This is a genomic window from Blautia hansenii (genome assembly GCF_013304445.1).
Lineage (GTDB): Bacteria > Bacillota > Clostridia > Lachnospirales > Lachnospiraceae > Blautia.
Window position 1 is genome coordinate 38,483 of sequence record NZ_JAAITA010000013.1, and the last position, 17,736, is coordinate 56,218.

At 46.8% G+C, this 17,736-nt stretch carries 14 protein-coding genes; 3 read left to right on the top strand and 11 right to left on the bottom strand.

What is annotated here, in order from left to right; translation table 11 throughout:
* Positions 1-4: 4 nt before the first annotated feature.
* From alr to G5A70_RS10425, 3 genes are all read right to left on the bottom strand, one after another.
* Complete coding sequence (gene alr / locus G5A70_RS10415) at positions 5-1,153, bottom strand: alanine racemase (protein WP_173749581.1); 1,149 nt, start codon at positions 1,151-1,153, stop codon at positions 5-7.
* Positions 1,154-1,171: 18 nt separating this feature from the next.
* Positions 1,172-2,650, bottom strand: a complete 1,479-nt coding sequence (locus G5A70_RS10420) for an NAD(P)H-hydrate dehydratase (RefSeq protein WP_173749582.1) — start codon at positions 2,648-2,650, stop codon at positions 1,172-1,174.
* An 83-nt stretch (positions 2,651-2,733) separates the two neighbouring features.
* Complete coding sequence (locus G5A70_RS10425) at positions 2,734-3,381, bottom strand: redox-sensing transcriptional repressor Rex (protein ID WP_173749583.1); 648 nt, start codon at positions 3,379-3,381, stop codon at positions 2,734-2,736.
* Between the two features lie 164 nt (positions 3,382-3,545).
* On the opposite strand from G5A70_RS10425, the gene abc-f reads away from it, so the two are divergent.
* Positions 3,546-5,456: a ribosomal protection-like ABC-F family protein gene (abc-f, locus tag G5A70_RS10430; RefSeq protein ID WP_173749584.1), complete on the top strand. Its 1,911-nt coding sequence runs from the start codon at positions 3,546-3,548 to the stop codon at positions 5,454-5,456.
* Positions 5,457-5,499: 43 nt separating this feature from the next.
* Here the strand turns inward: abc-f and G5A70_RS10435 are convergent, their stop codons facing one another.
* The 4 genes from G5A70_RS10435 to G5A70_RS10450 all read right to left on the bottom strand — a co-directional run bounded on the left by G5A70_RS10435 (position 5,500) and on the right by G5A70_RS10450 (position 9,734).
* Complete coding sequence (locus tag G5A70_RS10435; RefSeq protein ID WP_173749585.1) at positions 5,500-6,708, bottom strand: NADP-dependent isocitrate dehydrogenase; 1,209 nt, start codon at positions 6,706-6,708, stop codon at positions 5,500-5,502.
* Positions 6,709-6,729: 21 nt separating this feature from the next.
* Entirely contained in the window at positions 6,730-7,395 is a 666-nt protein-coding gene (locus tag G5A70_RS10440) for a GntR family transcriptional regulator (protein ID WP_173749586.1), read from the bottom strand.
* Positions 7,396-7,414: 19 nt separating this feature from the next.
* Entirely contained in the window at positions 7,415-8,803 is a 1,389-nt protein-coding gene (locus tag G5A70_RS10445; protein WP_173749587.1) for a 2-isopropylmalate synthase, read from the bottom strand.
* A 94-nt stretch (positions 8,804-8,897) separates the two neighbouring features.
* Complete coding sequence (locus tag G5A70_RS10450; protein WP_173749588.1) at positions 8,898-9,734, bottom strand: S8 family peptidase; 837 nt, start codon at positions 9,732-9,734, stop codon at positions 8,898-8,900.
* A gap of 133 nt (positions 9,735-9,867) precedes the next feature.
* On the opposite strand from G5A70_RS10450, the gene G5A70_RS10455 reads away from it, so the two are divergent.
* Positions 9,868-11,562 (top strand): S8 family peptidase, encoded by a 1,695-nt coding sequence (locus G5A70_RS10455; RefSeq protein WP_173749589.1) that lies wholly within the window; start codon positions 9,868-9,870, stop codon positions 11,560-11,562.
* Between the two features lie 76 nt (positions 11,563-11,638).
* Positions 11,639-11,872 (top strand): chorion class high-cysteine HCB protein 13, encoded by a 234-nt coding sequence (locus G5A70_RS10460; protein ID WP_173749590.1) that lies wholly within the window; start codon positions 11,639-11,641, stop codon positions 11,870-11,872.
* A gap of 327 nt (positions 11,873-12,199) precedes the next feature.
* On the opposite strand, the gene G5A70_RS10465 is transcribed toward G5A70_RS10460, so the two are convergent.
* From G5A70_RS10465 to cobA, 4 genes are read right to left on the bottom strand one after another with little or no spacing between them, the layout of a single operon-like run.
* A complete protein-coding gene (locus G5A70_RS10465) occupies positions 12,200-13,912 on the bottom strand; it encodes a MutS-related protein (RefSeq protein ID WP_173749591.1) in 1,713 nt (570 codons plus the stop codon).
* Between the two features lie 18 nt (positions 13,913-13,930).
* Positions 13,931-15,205: a glutamate-1-semialdehyde 2,1-aminomutase gene (hemL, locus tag G5A70_RS10470; protein WP_173749592.1), complete on the bottom strand. Its 1,275-nt coding sequence runs from the start codon at positions 15,203-15,205 to the stop codon at positions 13,931-13,933.
* On the bottom strand, positions 15,205-16,191 hold the full coding sequence (gene hemB / locus G5A70_RS10475; protein WP_173749593.1) for a porphobilinogen synthase: 987 nt from the start codon (positions 16,189-16,191) through the stop codon (positions 15,205-15,207). Before hemB ends, hemL begins: the two co-directional genes overlap by 1 nt.
* Positions 16,192-16,211: 20 nt before the next feature.
* Positions 16,212-17,729: a uroporphyrinogen-III C-methyltransferase gene (gene cobA / locus G5A70_RS10480; protein WP_173749594.1), complete on the bottom strand. Its 1,518-nt coding sequence runs from the start codon at positions 17,727-17,729 to the stop codon at positions 16,212-16,214.
* Positions 17,730-17,736 lie beyond the last annotated feature (7 nt).

Genomic DNA, 17,736 nt, shown 5'->3' on the forward strand with positions numbered 1-17,736 from the left:
AAACTTATTCCTGTACCTGTCCGTTTTTATAATAAACTCTCGGAACACGTTTGCTGATACAGCAGGCAAATTCATAGTTGAATCTGCCGGAAAGGTTCCCCAGTTCTTCCATGGTAATACAATCCTCTCCGTCTTTTCCCAGAAGGGTTACCTCATCCAGTTCTTCTGCCTCCGGAATATGGGTTACATCCACCATAAACTGGTCCATACAGACTCTGCCCAAAATAGGCGCCCGTCTGCCCCGGATAAGGACACTGCCTTTGTTTGACAGGCCTCTGGAATATCCGTCTGCATATCCTACGGGAATGGTTGCCACTTTTGTGGGCTCTGTTGTGGTAAAAGTACCGCCATAACTGATTTCTACTCCCGGTTCTACGGTTTTTATGTATGCAATATGGCTTTTTAACTCCATGACCGCTTTTAAAGGCACCGGCTCTTTCTCTACTTCCTCAGAAGGATACAGGCCATAGAGGATGACTCCGGCCCGGACCGCGTCCAGATTTGCGTCCGGCATCCGGATAATGCCTGCACTGTTGGAACAGTGGCGCAGAGGAAACGTGACTCCGGCCTTTTCAAGTCCTGTCAGAAATGCCAGAAACTTTTCCAACTGGCGGGCTGCCGGAGAAACGTCGTTTTCATCTGCCCTGGCAAAATGAGTAAAAATTCCCTCTGCTTCAAGTCCGGGAAGTTTGGAAATCTTTACAATCTCCGGAATGTCCTCCTGCGGACTGCGATACCCGATACGAGTCATGCCGGTATCAATTTTAATATGTATTTTCAAAGTTTTTCCGGCTTTTTTTGCAGCCTGTGACAGTTTTTCGGCCATAGACAGCTTAAATACTGTGGGACGGAAGTCCTCCTGTACAATCCGGTCGTAATCTTCTTCGTAAGTATAGCCTAAAATAAGAATGGGCTTTTGAATCCCTGCCCGGCGCAGCTCCATACCCTCGTCCACAGTCGCAACCGCAATTCCCCAGATATAGGGATAAGATTCGATTTCTTTTGCCAGGGGTATGGCACCGTGCCCATAGCCATCCGCTTTCAGCACAGCTATAATCTGTGTGTCTTTTTGCAGGTTTTTCTTTATGTTTTCCAGATTATATGCAATGGCGTCCAGGTTGATGTTTGCCTGGATTCTTTTCTGTATCTTCATAATTGTCCTTCTTTCCTGTTAAAGTTCCTTCAGAATCTCTCCTGCAGCTTCTAAAATATCACCCGCCAGCATAGCGGCTCTGCCCTTTTTCTCTGCTGCCAAATCTCCTGCCTTTCCATGGAGATAAACACCTGTGCAGGCTGCCTCCCATGGAGAAAGTCCCTGAGCCAGAAGCCCCAGAATCAGTCCGGTGAGCACATCTCCGCTTCCGGCTGTCGCCATACCGTCATTGCCGCACAGATTGATACAGGTTTCCTCTGTTCCCCGGCTGATAATCGTTCTGGCATCTTTGCACACCAGCAGGACACCCAGTTTCTTTGCCGTTTCTTTGGTAATCGTCAGAGGATTTTTCTTCCATTCTTTTACAGAGATTCCCGTCATGCGGGCAAATTCTCCCAGATGAGGGGTCAGTATCACCGGAGCTTTACAGCTTTTTAAAAGCTTTTCCTTACCCTTTAGCAGATTCAGGCCATCTGCGTCAATAACCAGCGGTTTGTCTGCGTATTTCAAAAGAGTCTCTAAAAGTCTTTCCGCCTGAGGAGAAGTACCAAGACCGGGACCAATGCCGGCCACATCAGCCCAGCATAGGTTTTCTCTCACCAGGTTTTCCATATCCGCAGCGTCCTCATAAAGTGCCAGCATGGCTTCAGGGAAGCAAGTAAACAACCCCCTGTTTTCTTTTGGCGTACAGAGTTTCAGCATACCTGCGCCGCTTCGCAGAGCAGCCTGTCCGCTAAGATACGCTGCGCCGAAAATTTCCCGGCTGCCTGCGGCCAGAAAGACCTTGCCGAAGCTGCCCTTATTGCCGTCCGGTTTTCTGGTGAGTTTTTTAAGTTCCCTGTCCGTACAGGCAAAAAGCTCTGGAGACCTTTTGTCTTTGTGGTAAATGCCCACATCTGCCGTAAGCAGTTTTCCGGCATAGGCTGCACCGGGATACAGGCAGAGCCCTGCTTTCTTATAGGCAAAGGTAACGGTAAGGTCTGCCCTGACGGCACAGCCCCATACCGCTCCTGTATCTGCGTCAATACCGGAAGGGATGTCCACGGCTGCGATTTTCCCTGAAAAATCCTGTAGTTTTTCTATGGTTTCCCGGTAAAGACCCGAAACTTCCCTGGAAAGCCCTACACCCAAAAGAGCATCCACGATAGTAGTATATTCATGTACACAGAAAGTCTTGACAAAGGAAATTCCATAATTTCTGCCAATTTCTATCTGCGTTTTCATTTCTTTTGTAAAATGTTCCGGATTTCCCAAAATACAGACATGTACCTGATATCCTGCCAGAAACAAAAGCCGGGCAATGACCACACCGTCCGCCCCGTTATTTCCGGAACCGCACAGCACCAGCACTTTTGAAAGGGGAAGCCCCTCTTTTTTCATACTCTCAAAGACCTGCAGTCCCGCCCGCTCCATAAGTACCAGAGAAGGTACTCCCATGGTTTCTATGGTGTAGGCATCCAGTTCCTTCATCTGCTTTCCGGTTACAATCTCCTCCATGTTTCACCCGTCCTTTTTCCTTGCGTAAAGCGAAAAGGCTGCCGCAAAATCTCTTTTACATTTTACAGCAGCTTTTTACGTTGTTATTTTTTTGGATGTTCGTTTTCATAACAATTCAGATTATAAGACAGACGCATTAAACTTTCGGAAAGATGTACATTTTCTACGATAACATCCTCTGGTACATCCAAATCCAGATGTGCAAAATTCCAGATAGCCCGAATTCCGTTTTTTACCAGTAAATCAGCTGTCTCTGCCGCGTTGTTTTTCGGCAGGGTCAGCGTGGCTATATCCACATTCTGCTCTTTTAAAAACTCTGGAAGCTCGTCCATCATACGGATTTCATTTCCTCTGATGGAAATTCCTTTCAGTACCGGATTCACATCAAAGATACCTACAATTTTAAAGCCTCTTTTTTCAAATTTTACATAGTTGGCAAGTGCCTGTCCAAGATTACCGGCACCAATGATAATCATGTGGTACGTCTTGTCCAGTCCCAAAATTTTTCCGATTTCATCATATAAATAGGGAACATTATATCCATAGCCCTGTTGCCCGAAGCCGCCGAAATTATTCAAATCCTGACGAATCTGAGACGCGGTTACCCGCATCTTTTCGCTTAACTCATTGGAGGATATTCGTTCTACGCCTTCTTCTATAAGCTCACCTAAGTATCTGTAATATCGGGGTAGTCTTTTAATTACTGCCTTTGAAATGGATTTTCCCTCCATAACAACCCTCCTGTATTCAAAATACACATTTCTACGCTCCATTATAGTGTATTGTTAAATTAAAGTCAATTAATTTTCGTTTCTCTGTTGTCAAACCTGTATTTTTCGATATAATAAATAGGACAGCTTTCGTAGCTGTACGGAGTTTAAAGGAGATAATTATCATGATACTTGCATGTCAGAATATAGAAAAATCTTTTGATGGCGTTACCCTGCTGGCAGACGCCAGCTTCCATATTGAAGAGCGGGAAAAAGCCGCTTTGGTGGGCATTAACGGGGCAGGAAAATCCACGCTTTTTAAAATCATTGTGGGGGAACTTCCCCCGGACAGCGGGCAGGTTATTTTAGCCAAAGGGAAAACCATGGGCTATCTGGCTCAGCACCAGGAGCTGACCAGCGACTTGTCTATTTATGACGCTCTTTTGCAGGTAAAGCAGCACATTCTGGATATGGAGGTGCGTATGCGTCAGCTGGAGAAAGAGATGAAATACACCCAGGGAGAAGAATTGAACAAGATTATGGAGGCCTATTCCCGTCTGACCCATGAGTTTGAACTGGAAAACGGGTATGCCTACAAAAGTGAACTGACCGGAGTCTTAAAGGGACTTGGCTTTGCAGAGGAAGATTTCGGCAAAATGATTTCCACACTTTCCGGGGGACAGAAAACCCGTGTGGCCCTTGGCCGTCTTCTTTTATCCAAGCCGGATATCATCCTTCTGGACGAGCCTACCAACCATTTGGACATGGATTCCATTGCGTGGCTGGAAACCTATCTTTTGAACTATCCGGGGGCTGTCTTTATTGTATCCCATGACCGCTATTTCCTGGATAAGGTCGCCACGAAAATTGTGGAAATTGACAATACAAAAGTTACGTCTTTTACAGGAAACTACAGCGCCTACAGTGAAAAAAAGGCTATGCTTCGAAGAGCCGCGTATCAGGCTTACTTAAACCAGCAGCAGGAAATCAAACACCAGGAAGCCGTCATTGCCAAATTAAAGTCTTTTAACCGGGAAAAATCCATACGGCGGGCAGAAAGCCGGGAAAAAATGCTGGATAAAATAGAAGTATTGGAAAAGCCTGTGGAAGTGGACGATTCCATGCGGATTACTTTAAAGCCTCGGGTGATAAGCGGCAACGATGTGCTGACTGTAGAACACCTTACCAAGTCCTTTCCCTCTCTCCCGCTTTTTGAGGATTTAAACTTTCAGATTAAGCGGGGTGAGCGGGTGGCTATTATCGGAAGCAACGGGACGGGAAAAACCACGATTTTAAAAATTTTAAATCAGGTGATTCCTGCGGACAACGGCAGCTTCCGCCTGGGCAGCAAAGTACATATCGGATACTACGACCAGGAACACCATGTACTCCACATGGAGAAAACCATTTTTGAGGAAATTTCCGATGATTATCCAAAGCTGACGAATACGGAAATCCGCAACCTGCTGGCCGCCTTTCTCTTTACCGGAGATGATGTGTTTAAGCCGATTTCTGCTTTAAGCGGCGGGGAACGGGGGCGTGTGTCTTTAGCCAAACTTATGCTTTCCCAGGCCAACTTCCTGATTCTGGATGAGCCTACCAACCATCTGGATATTACTTCCAAAGAAATCCTGGAGGAAGCCTTAAATAACTATGAAGGTACCGTGCTCTATGTGTCCCATGACCGTTATTTTATCAATAAAACAGCCACCAGGATTCTGGACTTGACCAATCACAAACTGGTAAACTATATCGGCAATTACGATTATTATCTGGAAAAAAAGGAAGAACTGACTGACATCTATGCCCCCGAAGTCCGGGAAGAAGTTTACACAGAAACCGTATCTGCCACGAAAATGGATTGGAAGCAGCAAAAAGAGGAGCAGGCCCGTCTTCGGAAACGGGAAAATGATTTAAAGAAAACGGAAAAGGCCATTGAAGAACTGGAGCAAAGAGACAGTGAAATTGATGAGGAAATGGCAAATCCGGAGGTGGCCACTAATGTGGCAGAATGTGTCCGCCTTTCCAAAGAAAAGGCAGAAATTGCCGAAAAACTGGAAAAGCTGTATGAAAAATGGGAAGAGCTGGCTGAATAAGCGGCTCTTCCCATTTTTCAAAATTTTTCGTAAAGAGGCAGATTTAAAGTGCAGCTTCCAGCTCTTTTCGGATTTCACAGATAAAGTCCCGGCTGTTCAAAACCGTAGGGGCAGGAATACTGGTAATCAGCGCCAAATCTTTGGTCATTCTTCCGCTTTCAATGACGTTTACTGTAGCTGCTTCCAGTTTGTCTGCAAAATGCTGCAGTTTCGTGTTGTCATCCAGTTCTCCTCTTTTTCTAAGAGCTCCGCTCCAGGCAAAAATCGTTGCCACCGAGTTGGTAGAGGTTTCTTCCCCTTTTAAGTGTCTGTAATAATGGCGCTGTACTGTGCCGTGCGCTGCCTCATATTCAAAATATCCCTTGGGCGATACCAGCACAGAAGTCATCATAGCCAGAGAACCAAAGGCAGAGGAAACCATGTCACTCATAACATCTCCGTCATAATTTTTGCAGGCCCAGATAAAACCGCCTTCTGCTTTCATCACTCTGGCTACTGCGTCGTCTATGAGGGTATAGAAATAAGTCAGTCCTGTTTTTTCAAAGGCTTCTTTATATTCAGTATCATAGATTTCCTGGAAAATATCTTTAAAGGTGTGGTCATACTGTTTGGAAATGGTATCCTTAGTGGCAAACCACAAATCCTGCTGAGTATCCAGGGCATAAGAGAAACAACTTCTGGCAAAACTTTCGATAGACTCGTCCAGATTGTGCATACCCTGCAGCACACCTGCGCCCTTAAATTCGTGAATCATCTGCCGGGTTTCGGTGCCGTCCTGAGCAGTAAAGACCAGTTCTGCCTTGCCGGGGCCCGGTATCCGCATTTCTGTATTCTTGTACACATCCCCATAGGCATGTCTGGCCAGGGTAATAGGCTTCTTCCAGTTTTTCACACAGGGTTCAATGCCTTTTACAACGATGGGCGCGCGGAACACAGTGCCGTCCAGCATAGAACGAATGGTTCCGTTGGGACTTTTGTACATTTCTTTTAAGTGATATTCTTCCATACGGGCTGCATTAGGGGTAATCGTCGCGCATTTTACCCCAACCTTGTATTTTTTCACTGCGTTTGCTGCGTCTACTGTTACCGCGTCATTGGTTTCATTGCGGTATGTAAGGCCCAAGTCATAATACTCGGTTTTCAAATCCACAAAAGGCTCCAGTAATTCCTCTTTGATGATTTTCCAGAGGATTCGGGTCATTTCATCTCCATCCATTTCTACCAAAGGTGTGGTCATTGCTATTTTTCCCATAGTGGTTACGCTCCTTTTCTCTTATTTGATTTCTTCCCTTAAAACTTTTTCCATATCAAAATTCTTCAGGTTTTCCATGGTGTTGCGGATATGCAGATAAGCAGCCTCCTCGGCCCTTTTTGTATCTTTTGTCCGAATGGCTTCTAAAATGGTTTTGTGTTCGCTGTTTGAAGGGCGGGCGCGCATACGGAACTTCACAGAAGCCATTCGGACTCTCTGCAGATATTCGTGAAAATCGGAAAGGGTATGCGCCAGAATCCGGCTTCCTGATGCCTGATATAAAAGCTGATGAAACCTGCCGTCCTGCTGGCAGACCTGTTCGTAATTGCCCTTGTCTGCGTGGAAATCTGATAGATATACCGCCTCTTCCATTTCTTCCAACTGTTCTTTGGTAATGTTCTCTGCCGCCATGGCTGCACACAGTCCTTCCAGCTTTGCCCGGATTTGATACATATCCATAACGTCTTTTGAGGAAATTCCGGTGACAAAGGCTCCTTTATTTGGTATCAGCTGTACCAGTCCTTCCAGTTCCAGCTGGCGGATAGCCTCCCGGACAGGCGTACGGCTGACCCCCAGTTCCTTTCCAATGGTACATTCCACCAGCTCGTCGCCCTTTTTATACCTGCCTTTTAAAATATCCTCCCGGATTTTGTCAAATACTTTTCCTCTTAAAGATATTGCTGCCATATTGCTTTACACCTTCTTATCACAGTTCCATCTGCAGACGGTTGCAGCTTTCGGCGATCACTGCCAGAAGTTCTTCGTCTGTAAGAACTGTGACTCTTCCTTCTTCATATTGTTTATCCACCCAGGCCTTTACCATCACAGCCAGTTCACTGTTTTTGTCAATCTGCTTTTCTCCGGTCAGGTGGAAATGGTTGTTTATCCAGTGGGCAATGCCAGCCAGGCCGGAAGTATTGGAAACAGCTACCTGAGGTGCTTTCTTTAAAAATTTCTCTGTATCAAAGATATTATAAATCTCTTCATTTTTCAAGAGGCCATCTGCATGAATTCCGGCTCTCGTCACATTAAAGGAAGAACCTACAAAAGGTGTCTGAGGCGGAATGTGGTATCCCAATTCCTTTTCGTAATATTCAGCCAGTTCGGTAATGACGGTGGTGTCCATGCCGTCTAAAGTACCTTTTAACTGGGCATACTCAAAAACCATGGCCTCAAGCGGCGTATTTCCTGTCCGCTCCCCGATGCCAAAAAGAGAACAGTTTACTCCGCTGGCGCCGTACAGCCAGGCTGTAGTGGAATTGCTCACGGCTTTGTAAAAGTCATTGTGCCCATGAAACTCAATGAGTTCCGAAGGAAAACCGGCATGCGTCATAATTCCGTAAATGATACCGGGAATAGAACGCGGTATCACAGCGCCGGGATAATTGACCCCGTAGCCCATGGTATCACAGCAGCGAACCTTAATGGGAATGGAATATTCTTCCATAAGTCTCGTCAGCTCCATGCAGAAAGGAATTACATAGCCGTAGATATCAGCCCTCGTAATATCTTCCAGGTGGCATCTGGGGCTGATACCGATTTCCAGACAGTCCCGGATAACACTGAGGTAATGTTCCATGGCCTCTCGCCGTGTCATTTTCATTTTGTAAAAAATATGGTAGTCTGAACAGCTCACCAGAATTCCACATTCCTTTAATCCCAGTTCTTTTACCAGTTCAAAATCCTTTTTACTGGCCCGAATCCAGCCGGTAATTTCCGGGAATGAATACCCTTTTTCCATACATTTATCTACCGCGTCCCGGTCTTTTTTACTGTAAAGAAAAAATTCACTCTGGCGGATTTTTCCGTTCGGACCGCCCAGACGATGAAGATACTCGTAAATGCGCACAATCTGCTCTGCGGTATAGGGAGCTCTGGACTGCTGACCGTCCCGGAAGGTCGTATCTGTAATCCAGATATCATCCGGCATATGATGGGGAACAATACGGTCATTGAACGCAATTTTGGGAACTTCAGAATAGGGAAACAGGTTATGGAACACATTGGGAGTTTCTACATCCACCAGGGGATACATGTGTTCTTCCAGTTCCAGTAAATTTGTGTGATAATTCATTCTGACAGCTCTGTTTATCATGGTACTCACTCCTTGTTTATCGACTTAATACTATGCATTAATAAAGCATTTGTATCATTGTATACAATCACAATCGGAATGTCAAGTCTGTTTTTCATTTTCCCTCCAGAAAATTTTTCAGTCGGAAAAGTCCCCATCCCTGCAGGTTGTGAGGGTAGCCCAAATCTATGGCAGTGCTTCTGAGCCGTTTTTTGATGTCCAGATTGGTAGATTCCGGGTGCAGTTCCAAAAAGAGGGCAATCCCGCCGGAAACCAGAGGCGTGGACATGGAGGTGCCGCTTTTTACTGTATAGGGAAAGGCTGCAGGGAAATTAGCACAAGAGGTTACTGCATTGCCTGGCGCTACAATATCCGGTTTGCTTACACAGTCTTTGGTAGGTCCCCGTCCGGAAAGTCCCAGATTATGGACTATCATATCCGAGGAGCCTACCGTAATAATCTTCCGGCTGCAGCCGGGGGCGGTGACACTGCCCTGCCCCGGTCCCTGATTTCCTGCTGCTGCCACCACAATCAATCCCGCGTCCCAAGCCTCCTCCACAGCCTCAATCAGTTGTTCATGCCCCTCCCTGCTGGTAGTTCCCACAGAAATATTTACAATGCGGATATGATATTTTTCACGGTATTTTAAAATCCACTGCATGGCTTCGATAACGGTTTCCTGACTTCCGTTTCCATTTTTATCCAGTACCTTTAGAGGAATCAGACCGCAGCCGGGGGCTGCGCCGCGGAATTTTCCGTTGGACGCTCTCCCGCTGCCGCCCAGAATCCCCAGTACATGTGTGCCGTGTCCATTATCATCATAGGGAAGAGAACGGCCATGGACGAAATCCTCAAAAGCCAGAATCCGGCTGTCAAAATCCCTGTGAGGGCAGGCGCCGGTATCCAGCACTGCTGCCGTTACACCCCTTCCGGTAGGAAGCACATATGCCATTTTCTTTCACCTGCCTTTTTCCTTTTTATTATCTTATTCTATGTCGGTAAACCAGTGATACTGTGCACAGATTCCAGTCAAGTTTTTCTTTTCTTTTTCATAGATTTAAGAAAAACGAATTTCAGGAGTTTTTATGCCTTCTGTAAAAGAGATGATTCTGTCAGAGGAATATGTAGACCTGATTTTGCCGGTGTATACGGGGTTTCTGGAAGACTATAAGGAATATGGGGCAAGAATCTTCAACGAATATTACGGCATCATCCACTACCCTCTGGCTGAAGAATTTTTTCAGAATTATTATGATTACGGCTTCTTTTATAATACGGTTCCCAAATTGTTTACACTTCTAAACAGCGTGTCTCTGGATGCTTCCGGTATTACTGCAGTACAAAATCAGCCGGTACTGAATCTGAAAGGCCGGGATGTGCTGCTGGGTTTTATTGACACCGGGATATCCTACACGCATAAGGCCTTTCGCCAAAAAGACGGCTCCAGCCGGATTTACGGTATCTGGGATCAGACCATCCAAAGCGGTACGCCGCCTTATGATTTGCAGTACGGAAGCGGTTACACCAGAGAAGATATTGAACAGGCCCTGAAAGCTCAGAACCCTTTCCAGATTGTACCAAGCCAGGATGAAAACGGACATGGAACCCAACTGGCAGGTATTGCAGCCGGCAGTGAACTGGCAGAAGACGATTTTATCGGCGCGGCTCCGGAAGCCATGATTGCCATGGTGAAGTTAAAAGAAGCGAAGAATTATTTAAAAGAACTGTTCTATGTTACAGGAGAGGCACCGGCCTACCAGTCCTCGGATATTATGATGGGTATCCGCTATCTGGTGCGGCTGGCAGACGAACTGAAAAAACCGGTGGTTATCTGCATTGGAGTGGGGTCCAATCAAGGTTCCCATTCCGGCACCTCTCCGCTGGATTTCATGCTGTCCATTACAGACAATTACCGTGGACTTCATGCAGTAGTAGCAGCAGGAAACGAGGCTGGGAAGGGCCATCATTACTACGGTACTGCCGTAAGCTCTGACCAATTCGACGCTGTTGAGATTCTGGTGGAACCGGATACCCAGGGATTCTGTGTAGAATTGTGGGGACAGCCGCCGGAAGTATATGCAGTTGGCTTTGAATCACCCCTTGGCGAAGTCATACCCAAAATCCCTCCCCGTATCAGCTACAGTGAAAAGATTTCTTTTATTCTGGAAGAAACCAGGATTTTTGTCACCTCTGAGATTGTACAGACGCTTTCCGGACAGCAGCTGATTTTTATTCGGTTTTCCAATCCTACCCCCGGCTCCTGGAAAATCCGTGTCTACACCAGCAGTTTCAACAGCGGAGATTACCATATGTGGCTGCCCATTACCGGCTTTTCCAATCCCGATGTGAAATTTCTGCGTCCCAATCCGGATACCACTCTTACTGTCCCTGCTGCAGCCTCTTCCGTGACTACCACAGCGGCTTACAACGCCTACAACAACAGCCTGCTTTTAAATTCCAGCAGAGGCTTTACCCGTACCGGACAGATTAAACCGGATATCACAGCCCCCGGCGTAAATATTCTGGCTCCTGCTCCGAAAGACCGCTACTCCACCATCACCGGAACCTCTGCTGCTGCTGCCATCACAGCCGGAGGCTGTGCCCTGCTTATCGAATGGGGCATGGGACGGACGCCGCCCAGAATTTTCAACAACTCAGAACTAAAGGCCCTGCTCATACGAGGCGCCGGACGAACCGGCGACAAACTCTACCCCAACCGGGAATGGGGATATGGAACTTTAAATATCTATCAGGTGTTCTCCTCCTTTATTCTTTCCTGAAAATAAAATTTTTCAGCACCATTTTTTATTCCCGGCATAGTATGAAATTGTAAACAAAATATTTGGAGGAACAAACATGAGTGATTTGGCTGCTACAAACTGTGGCTGCGGATGTGATGACAACTGCGGAGGTAATATGACAGGAAGAGGTTTCGGAGACTGTAACTGTATCGTTTGGATTCTGATTCTGCTGGCTTTCTGCGGCAACGGTTTCAACAATGACGGATGTGGCTGCGGCAATGGCGACAACAGCTGTCTGCTTCTGCTTATCCTGCTTCTGTGCTGCGGCAACGGACACGGATTCTGCTAAAAGCCCGGCAGTATTTGTCCGAACCTGACAAAACAGAAAACGGGGATGCCTTTTGGCATCCCCGTAAGAGAGTATGTAATGCGTAACATACAAGACACATCTGCCGCTGCAGAGGAGAAGAATGGAACCGTCTTTTGTACATTCCGGCTTTTCTTTCTTCCTTCAGCGAATGTGAAATCTTGAAGTTACAGCTTAATGCTGATAACGAAATTGAGAAAAGTCGACATGATTTAGAAGGCTGTAAGGCCTTTCGACACTTCTATTATGACAATATTTGTGCTCTGTGTCAAGAAAAATTGTCAGAATTCGTGCTTTATTTTCTTTTATTTATCGACATTTATCAACCGAATCTTCCATGTTCTCCCATACTCCTTCCTGCTCAAAATGTTCCACCGCACGGCGGGCCCTTTGGGTCAGTTTCCGGTCATATTTCATCATATCCAGAAGGCGAATGGCATTTCGGGTGGTCACGCGCCCTTCTTTCAGAAGATAGTTAAAGACCACGTCATCTTCTCCCACTTCTTCCTCAAAATGATAGTTTTTATAGCGGTTTTGCAGTATGTAAGACAATTCAATATCATGGGTAGCTGCAAAAGACAGCACATGGCTTCTGCAAATACTCCACAGAATTTCAGAGGAGGCGGCAATGCGCTCTATGGTATTGGTTCCCCGCAGCACCTCGTCAATGATACAGAGCAGATTTCCGTCCCGGTCCGCCTCATCCAGAATCCGCTTCAAAGAACGGATTTCCACGATGAAATAGCTCTCTCCGCTTTCCAAATCGTCCCGCAGCGCCATAGAAGTCATCACCTTAAAATATGGGGCACGGTAAGAAGAAGCTGTGCAGGTGTAAACCGTCTGAGCCAGAATGGCATTAATGGCAACATTTTTCAAAAACGTAGACTTTCCGGAAGCGTTGGAGCCTGTGACTAAAATTCCGCCCTGGGCAGAAATACTGTTGGATACCGGATGGGAAATCAAAGGATGATACAAATCTTCTGTTTCCATTCGGGCCCTGTCCTCGGAAAGAAACTGGGGCAGGCTGTAATAAGGCAGAATTTCCCGGAAAGACGCAATGGAAATCATACTTTCTAGATATCCGAACAGAGAAATCAGTCCTTCGATTTCTGTCATATGCTCCTGCATGCTGTGCATCATATCGTGAAATTTAATCAAGTCGATATGGGTCATCATGCGGATATAGTCCATAAAAAGTCCTCCTAATCCGCCTCCTGCCGTACTGCTGCGCTCCGTTACCCAAAATGCTCCCTTTCGAAAGCCGGAAAGCTGCTTTTTATACTGTTTTCCCTGCTCCTCATACTCTTTTAGCTGGTGAATCCCTGCTTTTTCCAGCTTCTTCTGGGCCTCAAGAAGCTGAAGTACACAGCCGAAACTGGTGAGATAAGCGTCAATTTCTCCCTTTTTGCCCCAATAAGTTCCGATATTTACAAGGCAGACAAGCAGAAAAACCAGCACCCCCGGATTCGGCTTTAAGACAAAAAACAGCAGCGACAGCAAAAATGCCCCCAAGCAGAGCACCTGTCCCGTTTTTCCCTGAACCGTAACTTCTCTTGTCACATGAACAGCTTCAAAAATCCCCACATTTCCCGGTCTTCGGATACTGGCCAAAAGCATTTGCAGCTTCTGCCGTTCTTCCTGATGACTGCGGAAAAACTCTATGAGCCGCTGCCTTTCCTTCAACTCTTTTTCCTCAAAAACCGGTTTCCGCAAAAGATTATAGAGACATTCCGCCCCTACAGGGGAACAGCTCTGATTGATGAGTATAAAGATACGGTCCATATCCAGGTCATTCCAGGTAATGTCATCAATGTAAAAGCCGTTTTTTTCACGCTGTCGGAAGAACTGGGCAATATGCTCCAGTTCCTCGTAGGTGTATTCCTTTTGAGGAATTTGTCCCCAGGAATTTTTTATCCGCGCTAAAAACCTCTTTTGGTTGGAACGATTCTGCACGAGAATCAATATCGATGCAGCCAGAAAAAACAGCAGCAGAAAAACAAGGTTTGAAAGATTGCTATCCATAGGGCTTTGCCTGCCTCCTTATGCGAAATACTGCTGCAAAAGCTGCAGGGTTTCCTGAATGTCTGTCTCCGTATGGGCATCTGAAAGGAACATGGCTTCAAACTGAGATGGCGCCATATGTACCCCGTGGTTTAACATATACTGGAAATAATCGGAAAAGGCTTTGGTATCTGAGGCTTTTGCAGAAGCATAATCCGTTACCGGCTCTTTGGCAAAGAAGATACAGCCCAGGGAGGACACGGAATTCACCTGGTATGGCACATTCTTTTCACGGAAAATGTTTCGGATACCGTCAAAAAGCAGTTCTCCTTTCTGATGCAGGCGTTTATAAATATCCTGGTCGTCCCAAAGGATTTTTAACTGGACAAGTCCCGCTGCCATAGCAATGGGGTTTCCGCTTAAAGTCCCTGCCTGATATACCGGGCCTGCCGGCGCCACCATTTCCATAATCTCTTTTCTTCCGCCGTAAGCCCCTACAGGCATACCTGCACCGATAATCTTACCGTAAGTCACCAGGTCCGGGGTAATTCCGAAATATCCGGCTGCTCCGGCAAAGCTGAGACGGAATCCCGTAATAACCTCATCGAAAATCAGCAGTGCCCCGTGCTTGTCGCACAAATCCCGCAGACCCTGCAAAAAGCCTTCCTTTGGAGGAACTACACCCATGTTGGCCCCTACCGGCTCTACAATCACAGCCGCTACCTGATCCTTACTTTCCACCAAAAGCTGCTCTACACTGTTTAAATCATTGTAAACCGCAATCATGGTGTCCTGGGTGCAGCCCTTTGGCACACCGGCGCTGTCCGGTACTCCACTGGTCATCACACCGCTTCCGGCACTTACCAGCATAGCGTCTGTATGCCCATGATAACAGCCGGCAAATTTAATGATTTTGGATTTTCCCGTATAGCCTCTTGCCACGCGCAGAGCGCTCATGACTGCCTCAGTGCCGGAGTTTACCATGCGAATCATCTCTACATGAGGAATTCTCTCACAGATAAATTCCGCCATTTCCACTTCTTTTTCCGTAGCACAGCCAAAACTCAGACCGTTTTCACTGGCGCGGATAACCGCTTCCTTAATCTGCTCATTGTTGTGTCCTAAAATCATAGGTCCCCAGGAATCAATGTAGTCAATGTATTCGTTTCCGTCCACATCAAAAATTTTACAGCCCACTGCTCCCTGAATAAAGCGTGGTGCTTCCGTTACAGAGCCATAGGCCCGTACCGGGCTGTTGACGCCTCCCGGAATTCTCTTTACTGCTCTTTGAAATAATTCTTCTGATTTTGTCATTATCCGATTCTTCCTTCCTCTATAAATCTGGCAATTTCTTTTGCAAAATAAGTGAGATAAATGTCTGTGCCTGCCCGGTATGCACTGGCTGCCATCTCACAGATAATCCGGTCTTCCTCAATGTAGCCAAGTTTTGCCCCGGCTTTTACCATGGCATATTCTCCGCTGACTGAGTAAGCAGCCACCGGAATCTGAGTCCGGTCCTTTACCTCCCGTACCATATCCAGATAAGACATGGCAGGCTTCACCATAAGAATATCCGCGCCCTCTTCCACATCCAGAAGGGCCTCTTTCAGCCCCTCTCTGCGGTTATGAAAATCCATCTGGTAGCTTTTCCTGTCTCCAAAAGACGGCGCAGAACCTGCCGCGTCACGGAAAGGACCGTAAAAAGCAGAGGCGTATTTCACCGCATAAGACATAATGGGAATTTCCTTGTGTCCATTCCTGTCCAAAAGACTGCGGATAGCCCGTACTCTTCCATCCATCATATCAGAGGGCGCCACCATATCCGCGCCTGCCTGTACATGGGAAAGGGCTGTTTTTGCCAGAAGTTCCAGAGTTTTATCATTTTCCACTTCATGTCCGCAGAGGACGCCGCAGTGTCCGTGAGAAGTGTATTCGCACATGCACACATCGGTAATCAGGTACATATCGCCCTGAAATTCCGCTTTTGCCTTCTCTAAAGCCTTCTGCACAATACCATCGCTGGCATATGCCTGGCTTCCCACCTCATCCTTCACATCAGGAATACCAAAAAACATTACCTTATTGACTCCTGCGTCCAAAAGCTCCTCCAAAGCCTTTGGAAGCCGGTCAACGCTGTAACGGTACTGACCCGGCATAGTAGCAATTTCTTCCTTGATTCCCGTACCTTCTTTTACAAAAATCGGATAAATCAGAGAACTTTTGTCTATTCGTGTCTCTCTGACCATTTTCCGCATAATTTCGCTGCCTCTTAATCTTCTTGGCCTGATGTTCATATCCATAATTTCCAACTCCTTCTGCCTTACTTGCAGGCTGTTTTTCCTTTTAATTCTATTACCAGAGTAAGAAGGCTGTCAATAGACGCTTCCCGGGCCATATACGTTTCCATGCCAAGAGCCGCCGCCTCAGCCTGGGTCTGTCTGCCAATGCAGGCTGCCCTCACTTTGGTATAATCCAGTCCCGGTGTGGCTTCTTTAAAGCCCCGCACCGTAGACGCGCTGGTAAAGACCGCACAGTCAATGCTTCCTGTTTCAAATTCTTTTTTGCGGTCAAGCAAATCCCTGGTCTCATAGAACGTATCGTAAATGGAAATGTCATCTACCAGAATCCCCGGCTTTTTGGCAAGCTCTGCAAGGATTTCCTGATTGCACATTTTTGCACGGGGAAGCAGAATTTTCTCCGTTCCCTCACAAAGCTCACAGAGCCCTCTTCCAAGAGCCTCTCCGTCGAAAACCTCCGGCATATAATCAGCAAAAAAGCCCTTTTCTTCTAAAGCTTTTTTCGTCCCTTTTCCAATGGCGGCAACTTTCAAGTGCGCCAGTTTCCGAATGTCAGTGGCGGATTTTAACAATTCCTCAAAGAAAATCCGCACTCCGGTAGGGCTGGTAAATACAACCCACTGGTAAGTATCCACTGCTTTTAGGGCTTTATAAAGCAGCGTCTGGTCTTTTAAGGGTTCTGTGCGGATAGCCGGAAGTTCCAGAACTTCCGCCCCCAAAAGCCGCAGCCTGGAAGCCATAGAGGAAATCAAATCTCTTGGCCTTGTAACCATAACCTTATACCCGGAAAGAGGCAGCTTTTCATGCCAGGCAAACTCTTTGGCCAGAGCACAGACCTTTCCCACTACAATAATAGCAGGGGTCTCAATGCCCTGTTTCTTAACTTCTTCCTCCAATGTAGAAACCGTTGCCACAATTCTTTTCTGACCTGCTGTAGTTCCTTTCTGCAAAATCGCCGCAGGCATATCCTGATCCATACCTGCCTGCAAAAGGGACTGGCAGATATCAGAAAGCGCGCTGACTCCCATTAAAAAGACCAGAGTTCCCTTTGTATGTACCAGTGCGTTAAAATCAATATCATAAGCCGCTCCCTGCTTCTTATGCCCCGTAATAATGTGCACCGAAGAGGTAAAGTCCCGGTGTGTCACAGGAATTCCATTGTAAGCCGGCACGGCAATGGGAGAAGTCACACCCGGAACTACTTCGTAGGGAATCCCCTCTTTCACCAGCAGTTCCAGTTCTTCCCCGCCCCGTCCGAAAAGGAAGGGATCCCCGCCTTTTAAGCGCACCACACGGTGTCCTTTCTTTGCTTCTTCTACCAATACCTGATTAATCTGTTCCTGGGGCATAGTGTGATGAGAAGCCCGTTTTCCCACATTGATACAGCGGGCGCTCTCCGGTATCCGGGAGAGAATTTCCTGTCCCACCAGACTGTCGTAAACCACCACCTCTGCCTGCTGCAGTGTTTCCATTCCTTTTATGGTAAAGAGCCCCGCATCTCCCGGTCCCGCTCCTACCAGCCAGACTTTTCCTGTACTCATGTTATCT

Coding starts and splice junctions, on each gene's coding strand:
- alr (WP_173749581.1), bottom strand. CDS start 1,153: ATGAAGATACAGAAAAGAATCCAGGCAAACATCAACCTGGACGCCATT.
- G5A70_RS10420 (WP_173749582.1), bottom strand. CDS start 2,650: ATGGAGGAGATTGTAACCGGAAAGCAGATGAAGGAACTGGATGCCTAC.
- G5A70_RS10425 (WP_173749583.1), bottom strand. CDS start 3,381: ATGGAGGGAAAATCCATTTCAAAGGCAGTAATTAAAAGACTACCCCGA.
- abc-f (WP_173749584.1), top strand. CDS start 3,546: ATGATACTTGCATGTCAGAATATAGAAAAATCTTTTGATGGCGTTACC.
- G5A70_RS10435 (WP_173749585.1), bottom strand. CDS start 6,708: ATGGGAAAAATAGCAATGACCACACCTTTGGTAGAAATGGATGGAGAT.
- G5A70_RS10440 (WP_173749586.1), bottom strand. CDS start 7,395: ATGGCAGCAATATCTTTAAGAGGAAAAGTATTTGACAAAATCCGGGAG.
- G5A70_RS10445 (WP_173749587.1), bottom strand. CDS start 8,803: ATGATAAACAGAGCTGTCAGAATGAATTATCACACAAATTTACTGGAA.
- G5A70_RS10450 (WP_173749588.1), bottom strand. CDS start 9,734: ATGGCATATGTGCTTCCTACCGGAAGGGGTGTAACGGCAGCAGTGCTG.
- G5A70_RS10455 (WP_173749589.1), top strand. CDS start 9,868: ATGCCTTCTGTAAAAGAGATGATTCTGTCAGAGGAATATGTAGACCTG.
- G5A70_RS10460 (WP_173749590.1), top strand. CDS start 11,639: ATGAGTGATTTGGCTGCTACAAACTGTGGCTGCGGATGTGATGACAAC.
- G5A70_RS10465 (WP_173749591.1), bottom strand. CDS start 13,912: ATGGATAGCAATCTTTCAAACCTTGTTTTTCTGCTGCTGTTTTTTCTG.
- hemL (WP_173749592.1), bottom strand. CDS start 15,205: ATGACAAAATCAGAAGAATTATTTCAAAGAGCAGTAAAGAGAATTCCG.
- hemB (WP_173749593.1), bottom strand. CDS start 16,191: ATGGATATGAACATCAGGCCAAGAAGATTAAGAGGCAGCGAAATTATG.
- cobA (WP_173749594.1), bottom strand. CDS start 17,729: ATGAGTACAGGAAAAGTCTGGCTGGTAGGAGCGGGACCGGGAGATGCG.